The sequence below is a fragment of the Catellatospora vulcania genome (assembly GCF_009720385.1).
Classification (GTDB): domain Bacteria; phylum Actinomycetota; class Actinomycetes; order Mycobacteriales; family Micromonosporaceae; genus Catellatospora; species Catellatospora vulcania.
The window spans coordinates 702818-717966 of sequence record NZ_WARX01000001.1 but is presented as its reverse complement, the minus strand read 5'-3'; the positions used below and the strand labels follow the sequence as shown (position 1 = coordinate 717966).

The window sequence follows — 15149 nt, the reverse complement described above, 5'->3', positions numbered from 1 at the left end:
CCTCGTCGGCGGCACAGCCTCGTCGGCGGGACGGCAGGGGTGCGCGCACGCACGCTCATCGCAGGCCCCCCTCCCGCAGTCGCCGCTCCACCACGTCCGTCACCGCCTCGACGGTCGCGGGCGGCAGATCGGTGTCGTCCAGCGCGGCACAGGCCAGGTCCAGCAGGGGCGGGGCGACCGCGGCGATCGCCGGGTCGGCCAGTCCGTGCCGGGCCGCCTGCACCCAGCGCCCCGCCGCGGGCGCGGCCAGCGCCGCCGCCGCGTCGACGGTCTCCTCCCGGGCGAACAGCGCGACCAGCACCGCGACCGGGGCCACCCAGTCCAGACCGGACTGCATGTCCAGGTAGCGCACCTCGAAGTAGCCGCGTGCCCGCACCGGCGGGAAGAGCGTGCTCAGGTGGTAGTCGAGGTCGGCATAGGTCGGTCCCGGCGTGATCGCGCCGTCGATCCAGTCCGCGAACGTCACTCCCGGCGGCGCCTCCCACGAGCCGTCGTCGCGGCGTACGCACAGCAGCGGCGTGTCCAGCACCCGCCGCGCCCAGCCGGCCACCGGATCGGCGTCGTCGGCGGGCGGCCCGTTGCGTTTCGGGTCGGCGGCCAGGCAGGCCCGCATCCGGGCCGACGCCCAGCCGGTGTCGGCGCCGGCGTAGCGGGCCGAGTTGGCGAACGCGGCGACCAGCGCCGGGCCCACCGCGTGCAGCGCCCGCCAGCGCGGCGCGACCCGCTCGGGCAGCCCTGCGTCCAGGCATACCTGCACACTGGCCGTCCCGCACATCCACTGCCTGCCGTACGGGCCGAAGCGGTCGAAGACGCGCTCCATGGCCGCGTACCGCGCGGTGTCGAGGATGCGGCCCGGCCGCCGGTGGGCGTCGCAGCCCTGCCCGTCCAGTGCCAGGCCCGCGCGGTCGAGGAGGCCGGTCAGCTGCTGAAGATCCGCCATGGTGGCGTCGAGCAGCCCGGCGAGGGAGTCGCTGGTATCGGTGGAGATCTCCACCTGCCCGCCCGGTTCGAGGGTGACCCGGCCGCCGTACGGCAGCGGGGCCTGCGGGCTTTCCGGCACCAGACTGCGCGGGGCGTGCTCGCCCAGCGCCGAGCCGAGGACCTCCGGATCGACCGGCCGTGCCGGATCGTCCTGATGGTGCGTGGTCCACTCCAGCTCGATGCCCACCCGCCCCGGCGGCCCCGTCTTGAAGCACACCTTGGCGACATAACCTTCGGCCTCGGCCCGGTCCGCGATCCGCACTCCCGCGTCCCGCACCATCTCCCGCTGCACCACCGCATTCACCCCCGTCCACCGGTCACCGGTACGTGAGACCGCCCAACCTACTCCCCCAACTCCACCCCCACCCCATGATTCCCCCTCACTCACCCCGCCCCCTCACGGGTTGATCATGAACTTATGGCACGGATCGACGGCGTGTCGCGGCCACAACTTCATGGTCACCCCCGGTGATCGACAGCGATGGGATTCCCGAATCACGCGATCTTTAACCACGGGGCGGGCGGACAATAACCACATGCAGCCCGAACCGCAGGACTCGCCGACGCTGGAAGAGGTGCTGGCCGAGGAGACCGACTTCGCCAGCGAGCACTCCCGCACCAACACCAGCGAGGCCGTCAGCTCGGGCGAGGACAAGCACTCGGACCCGGACATCCCGCTCGGCCTGGGCGGCATGGACATGAAACGCCTCCGCCTACTCGACTGATCGGCCCGCGCCGCCCGCGCCGGCCCCTCCCAACTGGCGTTGATCATGAAGTTGGGGCAACGACACGCCGTCGACCCGTGCCATAAGTTCATGATCAACGCGAGAAAAAAGCCCCGCCGCGGCCAGGTGGCCGGGCGGGGCTCGGTGGTGCGGGGTTACGGGAGGGCGTTGAGGAAGGGTTCGTGGGAGTTGCTGAACTCCCAGTTGTAGTAGCGGTCCCAGTTGATGGACCAGGTCATCAGGCCGCGGAAGTCGGGGCTGGTGCCGCCGCGCAGGGTGTATCCGCCACAGTTCTGGTTCTTCACCAGGCAGTTGACGGCCTGCTGGACCTGGGCGGGGGTGGTGTACCCGCCACCGGCGCTGACCGCGGCCGGCACGCCGAACGCGATCTGGTCCTCCCGCAGCGCGGGAAACGTGACGCCGGTGTTGGCCACCGGGAAGCCCGCGGCCAGCATGTCGGTCATGGCGATGTGGAAGTCCGCGGCGCCCATGTTGTGGTACTGGTTGTCCAGCCCCATGATCGGGCCCGAGTTGTAGTCCTGCACGTGCAGCACCGTGATGTCGTTGCGCAGGGCGTAGATGACCGGCAGGTACGACCCGGCCCGGTTGTCGCAGCCACTGCAGGTGCCGCCGTAGAACTGGTACCCGAGCTGCACGAAGAACGTCTCCGGGGCCATCGTCAGCACGAAGCCCGAGCCGTAGCGCGCCTTCAGCGTGCGCAGCGCCGAGATCAGGTTCACGACGACCGGAGTCGTGGGGTTCCGGATGTCGCCGTCACCGGCGTTCAGGTACAGCGAGTGGCCCTCGAAGTCGATGTCGAGACCGTTCAGGCCGTACTTGTCGATGATCGCGCTGACCGAGTTGACGAACGTGTCCCGGGCCGCGGTCGAGGTGAGCTGGACCTGCCCGTTCGCGCCGCCGATGGAGATCAGCACCTTCTTGCCCTGGGCCTGCTTGGCCCGGATGGCGGCGATGAAGTCGGCCTCGCTCTCCACATTGGGGCACTCGGCCACCGGGCACTGCCGGAACCGGATGTCACCCGAGGTCACCGAGGTCGGCTCGCCGAACGCCAGGTTGATGATGTCCCACGAGGACGGCACGTCGGCCATCCGCAGGTATCCCGACCCGTTGGCGAAGCTGGCGTGCAGGTAGCCGATGAGCGCGTGCTTGGGCAGCCCCGTGTTGACGCAGCCCGTGGTGGTCGCGCTGACCGCCCCGCTCTTGGCGGACTCGCCGGAGGCGTTGTACGCCGCGACCGTGTAGGCGTGCGCCGAGCAGGTGCCCAGGCCGCTGACCGTGGCCGTGGCGCCGGTGCCGGAGGCGACCTGGGTCGTGCCTTCGTACACCCGGTAGCCGGTCGCGCCGGAGGACGCGGACCAGGACAGCGACACCGAGGTGTTCGTGGTGCCCGTGACGGTCAGGCCGGTCGGCGTCGGCGGCACCGTGGTGCAGCCGGTGGTGGTCGCGCTGACGGCCCCGCTCTTGGCGGACTCGCCGGAGGCGTTGTACGCGGCGACCGTGTAGCTGTGCGCCGAGCACGCGGCCAGACCGGTGATCGTCGTCGACGTGCCGGTCACCGTGGCGCGCACGGTCGTGCCCTCGTACACCCGGTAGCCGGTCGCGCCGGAGGACGCGTTCCAGGACAGCGCGATCGAGGTGTTCGTGATCGCGCCGACGGCGAGGCCGCCCGGGGTCGGCGGGACGGAGGTGCATCCGGTGGTGGTCGCGCTGGCGGCAGAGGTCTTGGCGGACTCGCCCATGGCGTTGTAGGCGGCGACCGTGTAGCTGTGCGCCGAACACGCGGCCAGCCCCGTGATCGTCGTCGAGGTGCCGGTCACGGTGGCGCGCACCGTGGTGCCCTCGTACACCCGGTAGCCGGTGACCGTGCCGCTCGACGCGCCCCACGACAGCGCGATCGAGGTGTTGGTGATCGTGCCGACGGACGGGTTGCCCGGCACGCCGGGCACGCCGGTGCCGCCGGGGCCGTCGAGGCTGACGTCGTCGGCGAAGTAGGTGCCCTGGCCGTACCAGCCGTGCGTGTACACCACCACGCTGGTCTGCGAAGCGCCCGTGGTGAACGGCACGGTGAGCTGCGTGTACGCGGCCGCGCCGGGGGTCCAGGTGGACGCGCCGCCGTCGATGCCGAGGTAGACGTAGTTGCCGCGGACCCAGCCGGTGAGCGAGTACGCCGTGTTCGGCTGCACCGCCACGGTCTGGCTGCACTTGGCGTTGTCCGATGCCGACGCCGCGCCCTGCAGCGCCCTGGCGCCGGTGCGCACCGGGGTGCTCACCACGGAGCCGAGGCCGCCGGTGCAGCTCCACGGGGACAGCGTGCCGGTCTCGAAACCGGGGTTGGCCAGCAGGTTGGCCGCCGACGCGGGGGTGCCGACGGCCAGGACGCCGACCGCGACCAGCAGCGACAGGGCGGCGGCGAGTGAGAGTGGTCTTCTGGTCACGGGCCCTCCTCTTAATGGATGGCCCTGATTATTAACTCTCTTAACTGTTAATGTCCATGCCAGATTGACGAAGCTCCACGGACGACGGTCAGGCCAGCAGCGCCGTGGTCGCCACGCCCACCCCGACCACGATCACCGCGGACGAGGTGACCAGCGGCAGCAGCCGCCAGGCGCGATGCGACATCCAGGCTCGCGGCGCCCGTTCGAGGCGGTCCCGCATCCGGGTCAGCAGCAGGCCGATGCCCAGCAGCGAGGCGGCCATGCCCGCCCCGTACGCCGCCACCAGCAGCACGCCGTACCAGGCGCGCCCCAGGGCCACCGCGCCCAGCAGCACTACCACGGCCGACGGGCTCGGCATCAGCCCGCCCGCGAGTCCCATCGCGACGATCCCCCGGCCGCCCGGCCGCCGCGCGCCGCGCCCGGCACAGCCCTCGTCGCCGTGCCCGCCGTGCCCGCGCCCGTGGTGACCGCCCGCGCCGGGTGCGTGCTCGCCGTGCCCGTGCCCGCGGCCGTGGCCGTGGCCGCCGGGCCGGTCCCGGTCGCGCCAGGCCCGGCGCAGCAGCGAGAGCCCCACGGTGACCACCAGCGCCCCGCTCAGCACGGTGAGCAGCGTGTACACCCGGTGCGGCACGAAATGCAGCCCGGCGGCCAGCACCACCCCCAGCACCAGCACCCCGGCGGTATGGGTCAGCGCGACCGTCCCCGCCACCGAGACCGCCTGGCGCAGCGAACCCCGCTCGTTCACCAGGTACGTCGCCATCAGCAGCTTGCCGTGCCCCGGGGCCAGCGCATGGCCCGCGCCGAGTGCCAGCGCGACCGCCATGGCCAGCAACGCGAAGCCCGGAGTCAGCTCCTGCCGCCCCACCAGCCTGGCGAACTCGGCCGTCAGCCGCCCCAGCAGCAGTCCGTGGTCATGGCCGTCCTCCGCGAGCCCGGCCGCGCCGCCCGGGTCCCCGGCTGCCCACCAGGCAGCCAGTCCCACCGCGACCAGCCCGGCCGCGAACGCCAGGACCGGCGCGGCACGCCACCGCCGCTGTGCCGTCCGTGCTGGATCTGCCGTCACGCGTGCCCCCTCGCTCTGCGGACTCAACTGGGGAGGTATCACCCCGGAAACGATCCTTCTCGACCGTCCGCTTTATGGGCTCTTGTCCCTGATCAGGCGTATCCGATACAGGCGAACCGCGTTGACCATGTGGTGCCGCAGCCCGGCCAGCCCTCCTACCCGCCGCCCGGACGGCCAGAGAAGGACGACCCATGCGTATGTCACGAGAGCAGTCCCGCCTGGCCGGCCTCGCCGCGCTCGCGACGGTGCTGACCGCACTGCTGGTGGCCTCCGTGATGGCCCTGTTCGCCGCGCCCGGCACCGCGGGCCCCGACGATCGCGGCAAGCACCGCGGCTACGGCTCGCACAGCCCGTCCACCGCCCCGTCCGATGGCCCGTCCACTGTCCCGTCCGAGTGGCCGTCGTCCGAGGGTCCGTCGGAGTCGGCGACGCCGACGACCGGAGTCTCCGGCACCTTCCACGAGGACGGCGGGGACGACGACGATGACGATGACGACGGTGGTGACCACAACGGGGACGGTGGCGGCGACGATGACGACGAGCTGCCGCGGACCGGGACCTCGGGCCCGTCGACGGCGACGCTGGTGCTCACCGGGCTGACCGTGCTGCTGCTCGGCGCGGGCGCGCTGTGGCTGGCCGCCGCGCTGTCCCGCCGCCTCGAAGGCACCCGCCTCAAGGCGCAGGCCGCCGGAGCCGTCGCCGCCCTGCGCCGCCGCCCCAGCCCGCGCCCCCGCGACTGACCCTTCGCGCCACACCACCCACACCACCCGCTGCTTCGCATAGACGTTGGCCTATCTGATCGAGTTTGATCTTCAAATTCTCGATCAGATAGGCCAACGTCTATTACGATCCCGGCGTTCCGTCCGGGTTTGCGGCGGCACGGAGGTTCGGTGGACCGATAGTTTCGGGAGGGTGGACGGGGGTCGCCGGGTGCGCGAGGCTGGCCGTCATGCCGTCACCGCATACCGCCGAGGTCTTCCTCGACCCGCACTTCACCACCGGTGAGGTGGACCCGCTGCTGTTCGGCTCGTTCGTCGAGCACCTCGGCCGGTGCGTGTACACCGGACTGTTCGAGCCCGGCCATCCCGCCGCCGACGCCGCCGGCCTGCGCACCGACGTGCTGGCCCTGGTACGCGAGCTGGGCGTGACGATGGTCCGCTACCCGGGCGGCAACTTCGTGTCGGCGTACCGCTGGGAGGACGGGGTCGGCCCGGCCGACCTGCGGCCGCGCCGGCTCGACCCGGCCTGGCGCACGGTCGAGACCAACCGGTTCGGCCTCGGCGAGTTCGCCGCCTTCACCCGGGCCGCCGGGCTGGAGCCGATGATGGCGGTCAACCTCGGCACCCGGGGCCTGGCCGAGGCCGGCGACCTGCTGGAGTACTGCAACCACCCGAGCGGCACCACGCTGTCGGACCTGCGCGGCGCGCACGGCGCGCCGGAGCCGTACGGCATCCGGCTGTGGTGTCTGGGCAACGAGATGGACGGGCCGTGGCAGGTCGGGCACAAGACCGCCGACGAGTACGGCCGCCTGGCCGCCGAGACCGCCCGGCTGATGCGCCTGATCGACCCGTCGGTGCGGCTGATCGCCTGCGGCAGTTCCGGATCAGGCATGCCGACGTTCGGCGACTGGGAGTCGACCGTGCTCGCGCACGCGTACGACGAGGTCGACTACCTGTCCCTGCACGCCTACTACGACCCCGAGGCGAGCGACCAGGCCTCCTACCTGGCCAGCGCGGTGGACATGGAGCGGTTCATCACGGACGTGATCGCGCTGTGCGACGCGGCCCGTGCCCGCCGCCGCTCAGCGAAGCGGCTGTCGCTGGCGTTCGACGAGTGGAACATCTGGTACATGTCCCGGCAGCGGCCCGGCCAGGGCGAATGGCCGCGGGCGCCGCGGCTGCTGGAGGACGTGTACACGGTCACCGACGCGGTGGTGCTGGGCAGCCTGCTGATCACGCTGCTCCGGCACTGCGACCGGGTCACCGCGGCCTGCCTGGCGCAGCTCGTCAACGTCATCGCCCCGATCATGACCGAACCGGGCGGTCCGGCGTGGCGGCAGACCACGTTCCACCCGTTCGCCCAGGCCGCGCGGTATGCCCGCGGGCAGGTGCTACGACTGCACGTCACGTCGCCGACGTACGAGACCGCGAAGTACGGCGACGTGCCGTTGCTGCACGCCACGGCGGTGCACGGCGAGGACGGCCTGCTCACGGTCTTCGCCGTCAACCGCGACCCGGCGGCGGACCTGCCGTTGACCGTGCACCTGGGCGGCTTCGTCCCGGCCGGGCCGGCCGCCCACTCGGTGCTGGCCGACGACGACCCCACAGCCGCGAACACGATGGCCGAACCGGACCGGGTGGTACCCCGGGACCTGGCCGTACCCCTGGTCGAGAACGGACGCCTCACGGTCGGCCTGCCGCCGCTGTCCTGGAACGTGATCCGGCTGCCGCTCGCCCCGGTCCGCTGAGGTCGCCGCGCCGACGCATGGCGCCCGGCCGCCATCACCCGAGGTGGCGGCCGCCACGATGTCAGGAAGGGCACCTTCTACAACGCATAGCGTCCAGAAGGTGCCCTTCCTTTGCTCTCGCCGGGGTTTACCAGCGGTGGTGGATGTGGGGGCGGATGAGGTCGTCGTAGACCTCGGCGACTATGCGGAGCTGGTCGGGCAGGAGGGCGGACAGGTCGGCGGCGGACGCGTTGGCGCGGGCCTGCTCGGGGTTACGCGCGCCGGGGATGACGACGCTGACGCCGGGCTGGTCGATGATCCACCGCAGCGCGAACTGGGCCATGGTCGCGCCCGCGGGCACCGCCGGGGCGAGACGGCGTACGGCGGCCAGGCCGGTGGCGAAGTCGACGCCGGAGAAGGTCTCGCCGACGTCGAACGCCTCCCCGTGGCGGTTGTAGTTGCGGTGGTCGTCGGCAGAGAACGTGGTGTGCTCGTCGTAGCGACCCGACAGTAGGCCGCTGGCCAGCGGCACCCGGGCGATGATGCCGACCCCGGCGGCCGCGGCGGCGGGCAGCACCCGCTCCAGCGGCTTGAGCCGCAGCGCGTTGAAGATGATCTGCACGGACGCCACGTTCGGCCGGGCGATCGCGGTCAGCGCCTGCTCGCAGGTCTCGACGCTGACGCCGTACGCGGCGATGCGCTTCTCCTGCACCAGGGTGTCCAGCGCGTCGTAGACGGCCTCGTCGGAGTAGACCTCGGTCGGCGGGCAGTGCAGCTGGACCAGATCCAGCGTGTCCACGCCGAGGTTGGCCCGGGACCGGTCGTTCCAGGCCCGGAAGTTGTCCATGTGGTAGTTGGCGGGTTCCTGGGCGACGCGGCGGCCCATCTTGGTGGCCACGGTGATCCCGTGGCCGGGGCCGCGTTCGCGCAGGAACGTTCCGATCAGGGTCTCGCTGCGGCCGTCGCCGTACACGTCGGCGGTGTCGACGAAGTTCACACCCGCGTCGACCGCGGTGGCGAGCACTGCCAGGGCGTCGTCCGCGCTGACGTCGCCCCAGTCCGCGCCGAGCTGCCATGCGCCGAGCCCGACCACGCTCACGTTCCGGCCTGTCCGGCCGAGGATTCGCTGCTGCACCTGGACAGCCTACGGCGCGCGGCCGCTGCGTCCGGCGGTGCGCCACCACGATCAGTCGGGCTCGCGGTGGTCGCGGCGGGCCGTGCTGTTCGCCTTCTCGATGGCGCGCGCCAGCTCTGCCTTGGTCATGTGCCAGCGTCCGGTGATGTTCAGCCGCTTGGCCATGCCGAGCAGCTGATCCTTGGTCTGGTTCGACTGGAACCGCAGCTTGCTGCGCATCTCCCGTTGGATCGGCATCGGGCCTCCCGCTCCTTCGATCCTGCCTACACGATCCCCAGCGTGCCGTCACGGGGCCGCTCGGGTCCCTCCACCTCGGCGTTGAACTCGTAGCGCCGGTTGATGTCCGGGGTGTCGTCGTACTCGAAGGTCAGCGCGTTGACCACCTCGACGACGCCCGGCACGCCGCGCACCAGGCGCTCGGCGATCTGGGCCGAGCTGCGCCGGCCGGTGCCGCCGGTCAGCGTCACCACACCCTCCTCGACCGTCGCGTCGATCTCCGGCGGCTGCACGAAGAGCATGCCCTGGATGATGTCGTGCACCACGTCGTGCCGGATCGCCTCGTCCGAACGGCGGTAGGTGCGCAGCAGGTCGCGCCGCGACACGATGCCCACCAGCATGCCGTCGGCGTCCACCACCGGCAGCCGTTTGAGCTGCTCGTCCTCCATGCGGCGGGCGGCCGCGACGACGGAGGCGTCCGGCGCGACGGTGATCACCGGGCTGGTCATCAGGTCCTCGGCCCGGTCGCCCTCTGCCTTGGCCCGCGCCACCGCGCGCCGCCGCCGCTCGAACAGGTGCCGCTGCGGCTCCTCGCCGCTCAGGGCCAGTTTGTGCAGCAGGTCGGCCTCGGAGACGATGCCGACCACCAGGCCGCCGGGGTCGAGCACCGGCACCGAGCTGATCCCGTGCTCGGCCAGCAGGTCGATGATCTCCTTGTACGGCGTCGCGCTGCCCACGCTGACCACCGGCGCGGACATCACCTCCCGCACGGTCCGCACCGTCATCGGCGTACCCCCTCGTTCGGCCGGTGTGACCCACCCGCGCAGGCCAGACTGGAGAGGTGAGCCACCGCGGTCCGGTGGGTACATGCCCACTGTGATCGTACCGAGCCGGACGTGCCCGTCCGGCCCGGTTGACCCACTCGGAGGTGCATGATGAGGTCCGACGTGGCCGACCGCAGCGGCATACCGGCCGCCGCGCTGAGCAACCACGAGCTGTCCCGTGAGCTGGCGTCGCTGCACCGGACCCGGCACGACACGTTCGTGCACGGCTCGGACAGCGCGCTGGCCAACCATGATCAGCGCAGCCGCGAGCTGGAGCTGGAGTACCTGCGACGGTTCCCCGAGCGCGATCCCGATCCGCGGCGGTTCCGGCCCGCCGGCGAGTGACGGCCTCCCGGCCGGCCGCCGGTCGCCATCAAATCGGGCAAATTAGTCGCTTTCGGACACGCCGATAGGGTGTCCGATAAGGTCAGTGACCGGTGAAGAGAACCTTCACCCGGTGCTGGCCGTGCTGCACCCCGGCCGCCGCGGTCAGTCGACCGGCGAGGCTGTCTGCGGCGTCACGCGAATCGGTGGTGTGCTCGGCATCGCGCTGCTCAGGCCAGCGCAGCTCGTCGCGTCCACCACCATTCGGGTCAAGCGGACGAACGCGGCTGACCACGACAATCCACTTGCCGGCGGCCGCCTTTCGCCTCCTCCACCAGAACATCTCTGCCTCCGTCTCCCGCGTGCGCCGAGTGCCCACCGTACCGTGGCGCGTTCAACGGGACAGCCCTCGGTTGCGGGGTACGTTGGTAGGCCGACCAGCCTCACCGAGGAGGGCAAGGTGACAGGCCTTTTCGCTTCGATAGGCGTCGACCTCGCCCGCCAGGACGTGCGCCAGTTCACCATGTCGGTCGTCAACGCGGGCACCGCGGTGACCCTGTCCCGCCGCTTCTGCGACCACGTGTGGACCGACACCTCCGGCGCCCGGGTGGTCGCCCGCGCCCGCTGGGGCCGCATCCACCACATGCAGCCCTCACTGGCCGGCGGCGCGGTCGCGGTCGCCTGCGAGAACATCCGCCTGATCGACGACCGCACCGCGGTCATGGACCTGCTCGACGAGACCGACGGCGGCCTGGTCTGCCCGGTGGCCGTACACCTGGAGGACCACACCGCGCTGCACGTCGCCGGCGGCGGGCTCGCCCGCGGCCAGGTGACCCTGTCCGCCCTGGCCGAGTCCGTCGAACCCCATCCGCCGCCCGCGGACGGATCGGCTCAGTCCGCCGAGACCGTCCCGCACGGCCTGGTCTGCGACGACCTGGTCCGCCCCGGCCGGGCCGCCCCCGGCTGGACGCCCACCGCCCGCGCCCGCCTGCACGGCACCGTCCGCCTGGCCGAACTGCGCACCAACACCCTCACCGGCGAGCCCTTCCACTGGCTGCGCCTGCGCGTGCACCCGGGCATCGACATCGACATCGCCGCTCCCGCCACCACCCTGCCGAGCAGCCCCTCCCCCGGCGAGCCCCTCCACATCCGGGCCACCCTCACCGGCCGCCTCGACCTCCAACCCGACACCCTCAAGAAAGGAAGGGCGCCTTCACCACGCTCCACGTAGCGGAAGGGCGCCTTCGTAACGCGTGGTGTGGGTTGAGCAGGGCGTCCACACAGCCCGGGACCTGTCTCACCATGCAGAGACAGGTCCCGCCTGACGCCTCGAGGTCGTGCCCAGCGTGGTTGCGCCGTGTCCGGGGACCTCGTGGGATCCGGGCGCCGGCGCGGCTGAGATCTGGCGCCATCATCACACCCGGCGGTTACCGGCGCGTCCCCCGTCCGACCATGCCCGGACGGGCTTCGGGCGAGGTCACCGCCGCCCGGCGGCCAGCCGCAGCGCGGTATACGACACCGGCGCGAAGCCGAGCGACCGGTACAGCGGCTCCCCGTCACCCGTCGCCCGCAGATCGACCGTCGTCACGCCGCGTTCGGCGAACCAGCCCAGCAGCGCCTCCATGCAAGCGCGCGAGTAACCCCGGCGCCGGTACGCGACGTCGGTCACCACGTTGTACACGTACCCGGTCCGCCCCGACGGGTTCGCCGGCCCGCCCAGCCGCACGTCGATCGTGCCCACCGCGCACGCGGCCAGCCCCGCCCCGCCCGGGACGTCGACCACGTACGCCGCCATGACCGGCTCCGGCTCGCCCAGCCGCGTCTGCAGCAGCGCCAGCGCCTCCTGCTGCCACGGCCCCGGCTCGACCGGCTGCCCCGCCATCGCGCTGAGCATCACCGCCCGCAGCCTGACCAGCTCCGCCGCATCCCCCGCCACCGCGCGCCGCGTCTCGATCACGCCCCGCAGGCTAACCGAACCGCCGCACCGGCGTCCGTCCCGCCGACCGCCCCCCGCGAGCGCGACGGCCTGCCCGGCTCGTGGACACGGTCCAGCCGGTTCAGGTCACGTAAGGGCAGTGGCGGCAGCCCCGGGTGCAGCAGAAGCCGCGCTTGGCCAGGAACCCGGCGCTGAGCACGAACAGGCCGGAGGACGGGTCGAGGTAGCCCGGCGTCCCGTCGCGCAGCGCCTCGGCGTGCCGGGCCAGGATCTCGGCCCGGTCGGGGTGGTCCTCGCCGAGCCGGGACGGATGCGGTTCGTCCAGCTCACGCGGTGCCAGGGGCCATCGTTGCCGGGGTGCGGGCATCCGGCGACGATATCGTGCCGCCCGCGATGCATCGACGCCTGGTGACATCATCGACGTCATGACCGACATCGAGGTCGTGCTCGGCGACATCACCGCGGAGGACGTCGACGCCATCGTGACCGCGGCCAACGAGTCGCTGCTGGGCGGCGGCGGGGTCGACGGGGCGATCCACCGCGCGGCCGGCCCCGGACTCGCCCGCGCCGGCGGGGCGCTCGCGCCCTGCGACCCCGGCGACGCCAAGGCCACTCCCGCGTTCGCGCTGGACCCGCCGGTGCGCCATGTGATCCACACGGTCGGCCCGGTCTGGGAGGGCGGGACCTACGGCGAGGACGACACCCTCGCCTCCTGCTACCGCCGCAGCCTTGAGGTGGCCGACGAGCTGGGCGCGAGCAGCGTCGCGTTCCCGGCGATCGCGACCGGCGTCTACGGCTTCCCACCCGAGCGCGCGGCCCGCATCGCGGTGGCGGCCATCCGCGCCACCCCGACCCGGGTGCAGCGGGTACGCCTGGTCGCCTTCGACGAGGATGCCCGTGACCTGCTGCTGGACGCGCTGAAGGGCTGACTCCGGCCCGTCAGGGCGCCGGCGGGCCCTGCTCGTCGGCGGCGATGCGGGCATACAGCAGCATGTCCCGGCGTACCCCGCCCAGCTCCATCCAGCTGCGCAGCAGGCCCTCCTGCCGGAACCCGGCGCGCTCGGCGGTGCGCACCGAGGCGGTGTTCCACGGCTCGACGTGCAGGTGCACCCGCGGGATCGCGAGGTCGGTCAACGCCCAGCGGGTCACCGCCGACAGCGCGTGCCCGGCCGCGCCGCGCCCGCGGCCCGATGGCGCGATCCAGTACCCGGTCGCCGCCCGGCCCTCGGCCATCTCGGTGACCCACAGCCCGATCTGGCCCACCGCCCGGTCCCCGGCCCGGTCGACGATCGCCAGGGAGTATCCGAAGCACTCCCGGGCCCGGTCGTGCTGCCGCTGGACGAACGCCAGCCCGGCGGCCTCGCTGTACGGCACCGGCACCGAGCTGATCACCGGGATGTACGGGTCCGCCGCGGCCTCCTCGATCAGCGGCAGGTCGCCGGGCCGGAACGGGCGCAGCAGGAACGGTCCCGCGTCGAGTTCGGGGATCACCAGTCCGTCGGTCACCGCGCGAGTCTGCCACCATCGGCCCGGTTTCGTCGGCGGGCGGTCCTAGGCTCGGACCCATGGCGAGGGTGACCACGGTGCCGGTGGAGCTGCTGCCCCACCTGCGGCGGGCGCGCGACCACGTCGACCGCCACTACGCCGAGCCGCTCGACCTGGACCGGCTGGCCCGGGTGGCCGGGGTGTCCAAGTTCCACTTCGTCCGCAGCTTCGAGGCGGCGTACGGCGAGACCCCGATCCGCTACCTCACCCGCCGCCGCATCGAGCGGGCCCAGGACCTGCTGCGCGTGGCCAACCTGACGGTGACCGAGGTGTGCATGATCGTCGGGTTCGCCAGCCTCGGCTCGTTCTCGACCCGGTTCTCGGCGCTGACCGGCGAGACGCCGACGGGATACCGCGACCGCTGGGCCGCCCGGGGCGGGCCCCACGTGCCCGGCTGCTTCCTGTTCATGCGCGGCGTGCTCGACCTCGGCGGCACCACCGGCCACCCGAAGGCGACCGCCGAGGACGTCGCAATCTCGGAGAAGCCCCAGCTCAGCCCCGAGTCCTAGGGTTTGAGACATGATCACAAACATCTCGCTGGTCACCGTTTACTGCCTCGATCAGGACAAGGCCCGCGACTTCTACGTCGACGTGCTCGGCTTCGAGGCCGGTGCCGACATCACCATGGGCGAGGGCTTCCGCTGGGTCACCGTCCGGCACCCCAGCCAGCCCGAACTCCAGGTCACCCTGATGACCCCCGGCCCACCGCTGGACCCTGACGCCGCCGACTTCATCCGCCGCCAGCTGGAGAAGGGCGCCATGGGCGGCCTCGGCCTGAGCGTCGACGACTGCCGCAAGACCTTCGAGGAGCTCAGCGCCAAGGGCGTGGTCTTCCTCCAGGAGCCTGCCGACCGCCCCTACGGCGTCGAGGCCGTCATGCGCGACAACTCCGGCAACTGGCTGGTCCTCGTCGAAGAAAAGCAATGGACCCCGGAAAACTTCGACTACCCCCGCGACTGACCCGCGGGTCGCACGCGATCACGAAGGGCACCCTGGCCATCCGGGGAGGGTGCCCTAGCTTCTTCCTTCCTCATGAGGCCCTGTGTCCTAGCAGTACCGGGCCACGCCGGCCTCCCATCCATCACCGAAGCCTGACTCATAGCCCTGGGCGAACTTCCAGTTGTCGAACTGCCGGCTGGCGTACGAGCGCTGGCAGTCTTCCTTCGCGTCCTTGAAGCCGTCGCGGTAGCCCTGCCGGTAGCCGTCGCGCCACGGATCGGCTACGGGCTGGTCCTGCACTGTCACCGCGGACGAGGCCGCGGCGGGCACCGGGCCGGAGGAGGCCTGCGCGGCGGTGGCGGGCGCGGACACCGCCAGGGTGGCCGCTATCGCGGCCGTGCCGAACAAAATTGACACCTTTCGGGTACGCATAGGGTTTTCCTCCCTCGGTCGGTGATCCTGGGTGCCTTGTCGATTCATTCTGTGACGGACACCGTCACCCGGACGTGACGCAGGCGTGACAGACCCGGCACTACGGCCGGACAGATCGGGCATCCAG

19 protein-coding genes are annotated in these 15149 nt (G+C 72.1%); 8 read left to right on the top strand and 11 right to left on the bottom strand.

What is annotated here, in order from left to right:
- Positions 1-55: 55 nt before the first annotated feature.
- Positions 56-1261: an ergothioneine biosynthesis glutamate--cysteine ligase EgtA gene (gene egtA, locus F6W97_RS22465; protein ID WP_155373060.1), complete on the bottom strand. Its 1206-nt coding sequence runs from the start codon at positions 1259-1261 to the stop codon at positions 56-58.
- 256 nt (positions 1262-1517) lie between these two features.
- Between egtA and F6W97_RS22460 the strand changes: the two genes are divergently transcribed.
- A complete protein-coding gene (locus F6W97_RS22460) occupies positions 1518-1706 on the top strand; it encodes a hypothetical protein (protein ID WP_155372387.1) in 189 nt (62 codons plus the stop codon).
- 155 nt (positions 1707-1861) lie between these two features.
- On the opposite strand, the gene F6W97_RS41555 is transcribed toward F6W97_RS22460, so the two are convergent.
- Both F6W97_RS41555 and F6W97_RS22450 read right to left on the bottom strand, forming a co-directional pair.
- On the bottom strand, positions 1862-4162 hold the full coding sequence (locus F6W97_RS41555; protein ID WP_230686877.1) for a fibronectin type III domain-containing protein: 2301 nt from the start codon (positions 4160-4162) through the stop codon (positions 1862-1864).
- Between the two features lie 88 nt (positions 4163-4250).
- Positions 4251-5225: an urease accessory protein UreH domain-containing protein gene (locus tag F6W97_RS22450; protein ID WP_155372386.1), complete on the bottom strand. Its 975-nt coding sequence runs from the start codon at positions 5223-5225 to the stop codon at positions 4251-4253.
- Positions 5226-5416: 191 nt separating this feature from the next.
- Here F6W97_RS22450 and F6W97_RS22445 point away from each other — a divergent pair, with 191 nt between their 5' ends.
- The gene (locus F6W97_RS22445) at positions 5417-5965 is read left to right on the top strand and encodes a hypothetical protein (RefSeq protein WP_155372385.1); all 549 of its coding nucleotides are present in this window, start codon (positions 5417-5419) and stop codon (positions 5963-5965) included.
- A gap of 209 nt (positions 5966-6174) precedes the next feature.
- Positions 6175-7692 carry an arabinosylfuranosidase ArfA gene (arfA, locus tag F6W97_RS22440; RefSeq protein WP_155372384.1) on the top strand — a complete coding sequence of 506 codons (1518 nt, stop codon included), beginning with the start codon at positions 6175-6177 and terminating at the stop codon, positions 7690-7692.
- 127 nt (positions 7693-7819) lie between these two features.
- Here the strand turns inward: arfA and F6W97_RS22435 are convergent, their stop codons facing one another.
- Genes F6W97_RS22435 through F6W97_RS22425 form a run of 3 tightly spaced genes read right to left on the bottom strand, consistent with a single transcriptional unit; the run spans position 7820 to position 9807 of the window.
- A complete protein-coding gene (locus tag F6W97_RS22435) occupies positions 7820-8806 on the bottom strand; it encodes an aldo/keto reductase (RefSeq protein ID WP_155372383.1) in 987 nt (328 codons plus the stop codon).
- A 51-nt stretch (positions 8807-8857) separates the two neighbouring features.
- Positions 8858-9043, bottom strand: coding sequence for a hypothetical protein (locus F6W97_RS22430; RefSeq protein ID WP_155372382.1), 186 nt, complete (start codon positions 9041-9043; stop codon positions 8858-8860).
- Between the two features lie 26 nt (positions 9044-9069).
- The gene (locus F6W97_RS22425) at positions 9070-9807 is read right to left on the bottom strand and encodes a CBS domain-containing protein (RefSeq protein WP_155372381.1); all 738 of its coding nucleotides are present in this window, start codon (positions 9805-9807) and stop codon (positions 9070-9072) included.
- 150 nt (positions 9808-9957) lie between these two features.
- Between F6W97_RS22425 and F6W97_RS22420 the strand changes: the two genes are divergently transcribed.
- On the top strand, positions 9958-10191 hold the full coding sequence (locus tag F6W97_RS22420) for a DUF6158 family protein (protein WP_230686876.1): 234 nt from the start codon (positions 9958-9960) through the stop codon (positions 10189-10191).
- An 82-nt stretch (positions 10192-10273) separates the two neighbouring features.
- Here F6W97_RS22420 and F6W97_RS22415 read toward each other — a convergent pair whose 3' ends face one another.
- Positions 10274-10513: a hypothetical protein gene (locus F6W97_RS22415; RefSeq protein ID WP_155372380.1), complete on the bottom strand. Its 240-nt coding sequence runs from the start codon at positions 10511-10513 to the stop codon at positions 10274-10276.
- A gap of 117 nt (positions 10514-10630) precedes the next feature.
- Here F6W97_RS22415 and F6W97_RS22410 point away from each other — a divergent pair, with 117 nt between their 5' ends.
- Positions 10631-11401 (top strand): hypothetical protein, encoded by a 771-nt coding sequence (locus F6W97_RS22410; protein WP_155372379.1) that lies wholly within the window; start codon positions 10631-10633, stop codon positions 11399-11401.
- Positions 11402-11647: 246 nt separating this feature from the next.
- On the opposite strand, the gene F6W97_RS22405 is transcribed toward F6W97_RS22410, so the two are convergent.
- Both F6W97_RS22405 and F6W97_RS22400 read right to left on the bottom strand, forming a co-directional pair.
- A complete protein-coding gene (locus F6W97_RS22405) occupies positions 11648-12127 on the bottom strand; it encodes a GNAT family N-acetyltransferase (protein ID WP_155372378.1) in 480 nt (159 codons plus the stop codon).
- A gap of 100 nt (positions 12128-12227) precedes the next feature.
- A complete protein-coding gene (locus F6W97_RS22400) occupies positions 12228-12473 on the bottom strand; it encodes a DUF5522 domain-containing protein (RefSeq protein ID WP_155372377.1) in 246 nt (81 codons plus the stop codon).
- Between the two features lie 58 nt (positions 12474-12531).
- Between F6W97_RS22400 and F6W97_RS22395 the strand changes: the two genes are divergently transcribed.
- Positions 12532-13035, top strand: a complete 504-nt coding sequence (locus F6W97_RS22395) for an O-acetyl-ADP-ribose deacetylase (protein WP_155372376.1) — start codon at positions 12532-12534, stop codon at positions 13033-13035.
- Positions 13036-13045: 10 nt separating this feature from the next.
- Here F6W97_RS22395 and F6W97_RS22390 read toward each other — a convergent pair whose 3' ends face one another.
- Entirely contained in the window at positions 13046-13612 is a 567-nt protein-coding gene (locus F6W97_RS22390) for a GNAT family N-acetyltransferase (protein WP_155372375.1), read from the bottom strand.
- Between the two features lie 59 nt (positions 13613-13671).
- Here F6W97_RS22390 and F6W97_RS22385 point away from each other — a divergent pair, with 59 nt between their 5' ends.
- Together F6W97_RS22385 and F6W97_RS22380 are read left to right on the top strand one after the other, a co-directional pair.
- Positions 13672-14160: a helix-turn-helix domain-containing protein gene (locus tag F6W97_RS22385; protein ID WP_155372374.1), complete on the top strand. Its 489-nt coding sequence runs from the start codon at positions 13672-13674 to the stop codon at positions 14158-14160.
- A 10-nt stretch (positions 14161-14170) separates the two neighbouring features.
- The gene (locus F6W97_RS22380; RefSeq protein ID WP_155372373.1) at positions 14171-14611 is read left to right on the top strand and encodes a VOC family protein; all 441 of its coding nucleotides are present in this window, start codon (positions 14171-14173) and stop codon (positions 14609-14611) included.
- Between the two features lie 87 nt (positions 14612-14698).
- On the opposite strand, the gene F6W97_RS22375 is transcribed toward F6W97_RS22380, so the two are convergent.
- Positions 14699-15022, bottom strand: a complete 324-nt coding sequence (locus F6W97_RS22375) for a hypothetical protein (RefSeq protein ID WP_155372372.1) — start codon at positions 15020-15022, stop codon at positions 14699-14701.
- Between the last annotated feature and the right edge of the window lie 127 nt (positions 15023-15149).

Bases quoted from the DNA above. Each gene is read 5' to 3' on its own strand.
- egtA (WP_155373060.1), bottom strand. From the start codon at position 1,261: ATGGTGCGGGACGCGGGAGTGCGGATCGCGGACCGGGCCGAGGCCGAA.
- F6W97_RS22460 (WP_155372387.1), top strand. From the start codon at position 1,518: ATGCAGCCCGAACCGCAGGACTCGCCGACGCTGGAAGAGGTGCTGGCC.
- F6W97_RS22445 (WP_155372385.1), top strand. From the start codon at position 5,417: ATGCGTATGTCACGAGAGCAGTCCCGCCTGGCCGGCCTCGCCGCGCTC.
- arfA (WP_155372384.1), top strand. From the start codon at position 6,175: ATGCCGTCACCGCATACCGCCGAGGTCTTCCTCGACCCGCACTTCACC.
- F6W97_RS22430 (WP_155372382.1), bottom strand. From the start codon at position 9,043: ATGCCGATCCAACGGGAGATGCGCAGCAAGCTGCGGTTCCAGTCGAAC.
- F6W97_RS22425 (WP_155372381.1), bottom strand. From the start codon at position 9,807: ATGACGGTGCGGACCGTGCGGGAGGTGATGTCCGCGCCGGTGGTCAGC.
- F6W97_RS22420 (WP_230686876.1), top strand. From the start codon at position 9,958: ATGAGGTCCGACGTGGCCGACCGCAGCGGCATACCGGCCGCCGCGCTG.
- F6W97_RS22415 (WP_155372380.1), bottom strand. From the start codon at position 10,513: ATGTTCTGGTGGAGGAGGCGAAAGGCGGCCGCCGGCAAGTGGATTGTC.
- F6W97_RS22400 (WP_155372377.1), bottom strand. From the start codon at position 12,473: ATGCCCGCACCCCGGCAACGATGGCCCCTGGCACCGCGTGAGCTGGAC.
- F6W97_RS22395 (WP_155372376.1), top strand. From the start codon at position 12,532: ATGACCGACATCGAGGTCGTGCTCGGCGACATCACCGCGGAGGACGTC.
- F6W97_RS22385 (WP_155372374.1), top strand. From the start codon at position 13,672: ATGGCGAGGGTGACCACGGTGCCGGTGGAGCTGCTGCCCCACCTGCGG.
- F6W97_RS22380 (WP_155372373.1), top strand. From the start codon at position 14,171: ATGATCACAAACATCTCGCTGGTCACCGTTTACTGCCTCGATCAGGAC.
- F6W97_RS22375 (WP_155372372.1), bottom strand. From the start codon at position 15,022: ATGCGTACCCGAAAGGTGTCAATTTTGTTCGGCACGGCCGCGATAGCG.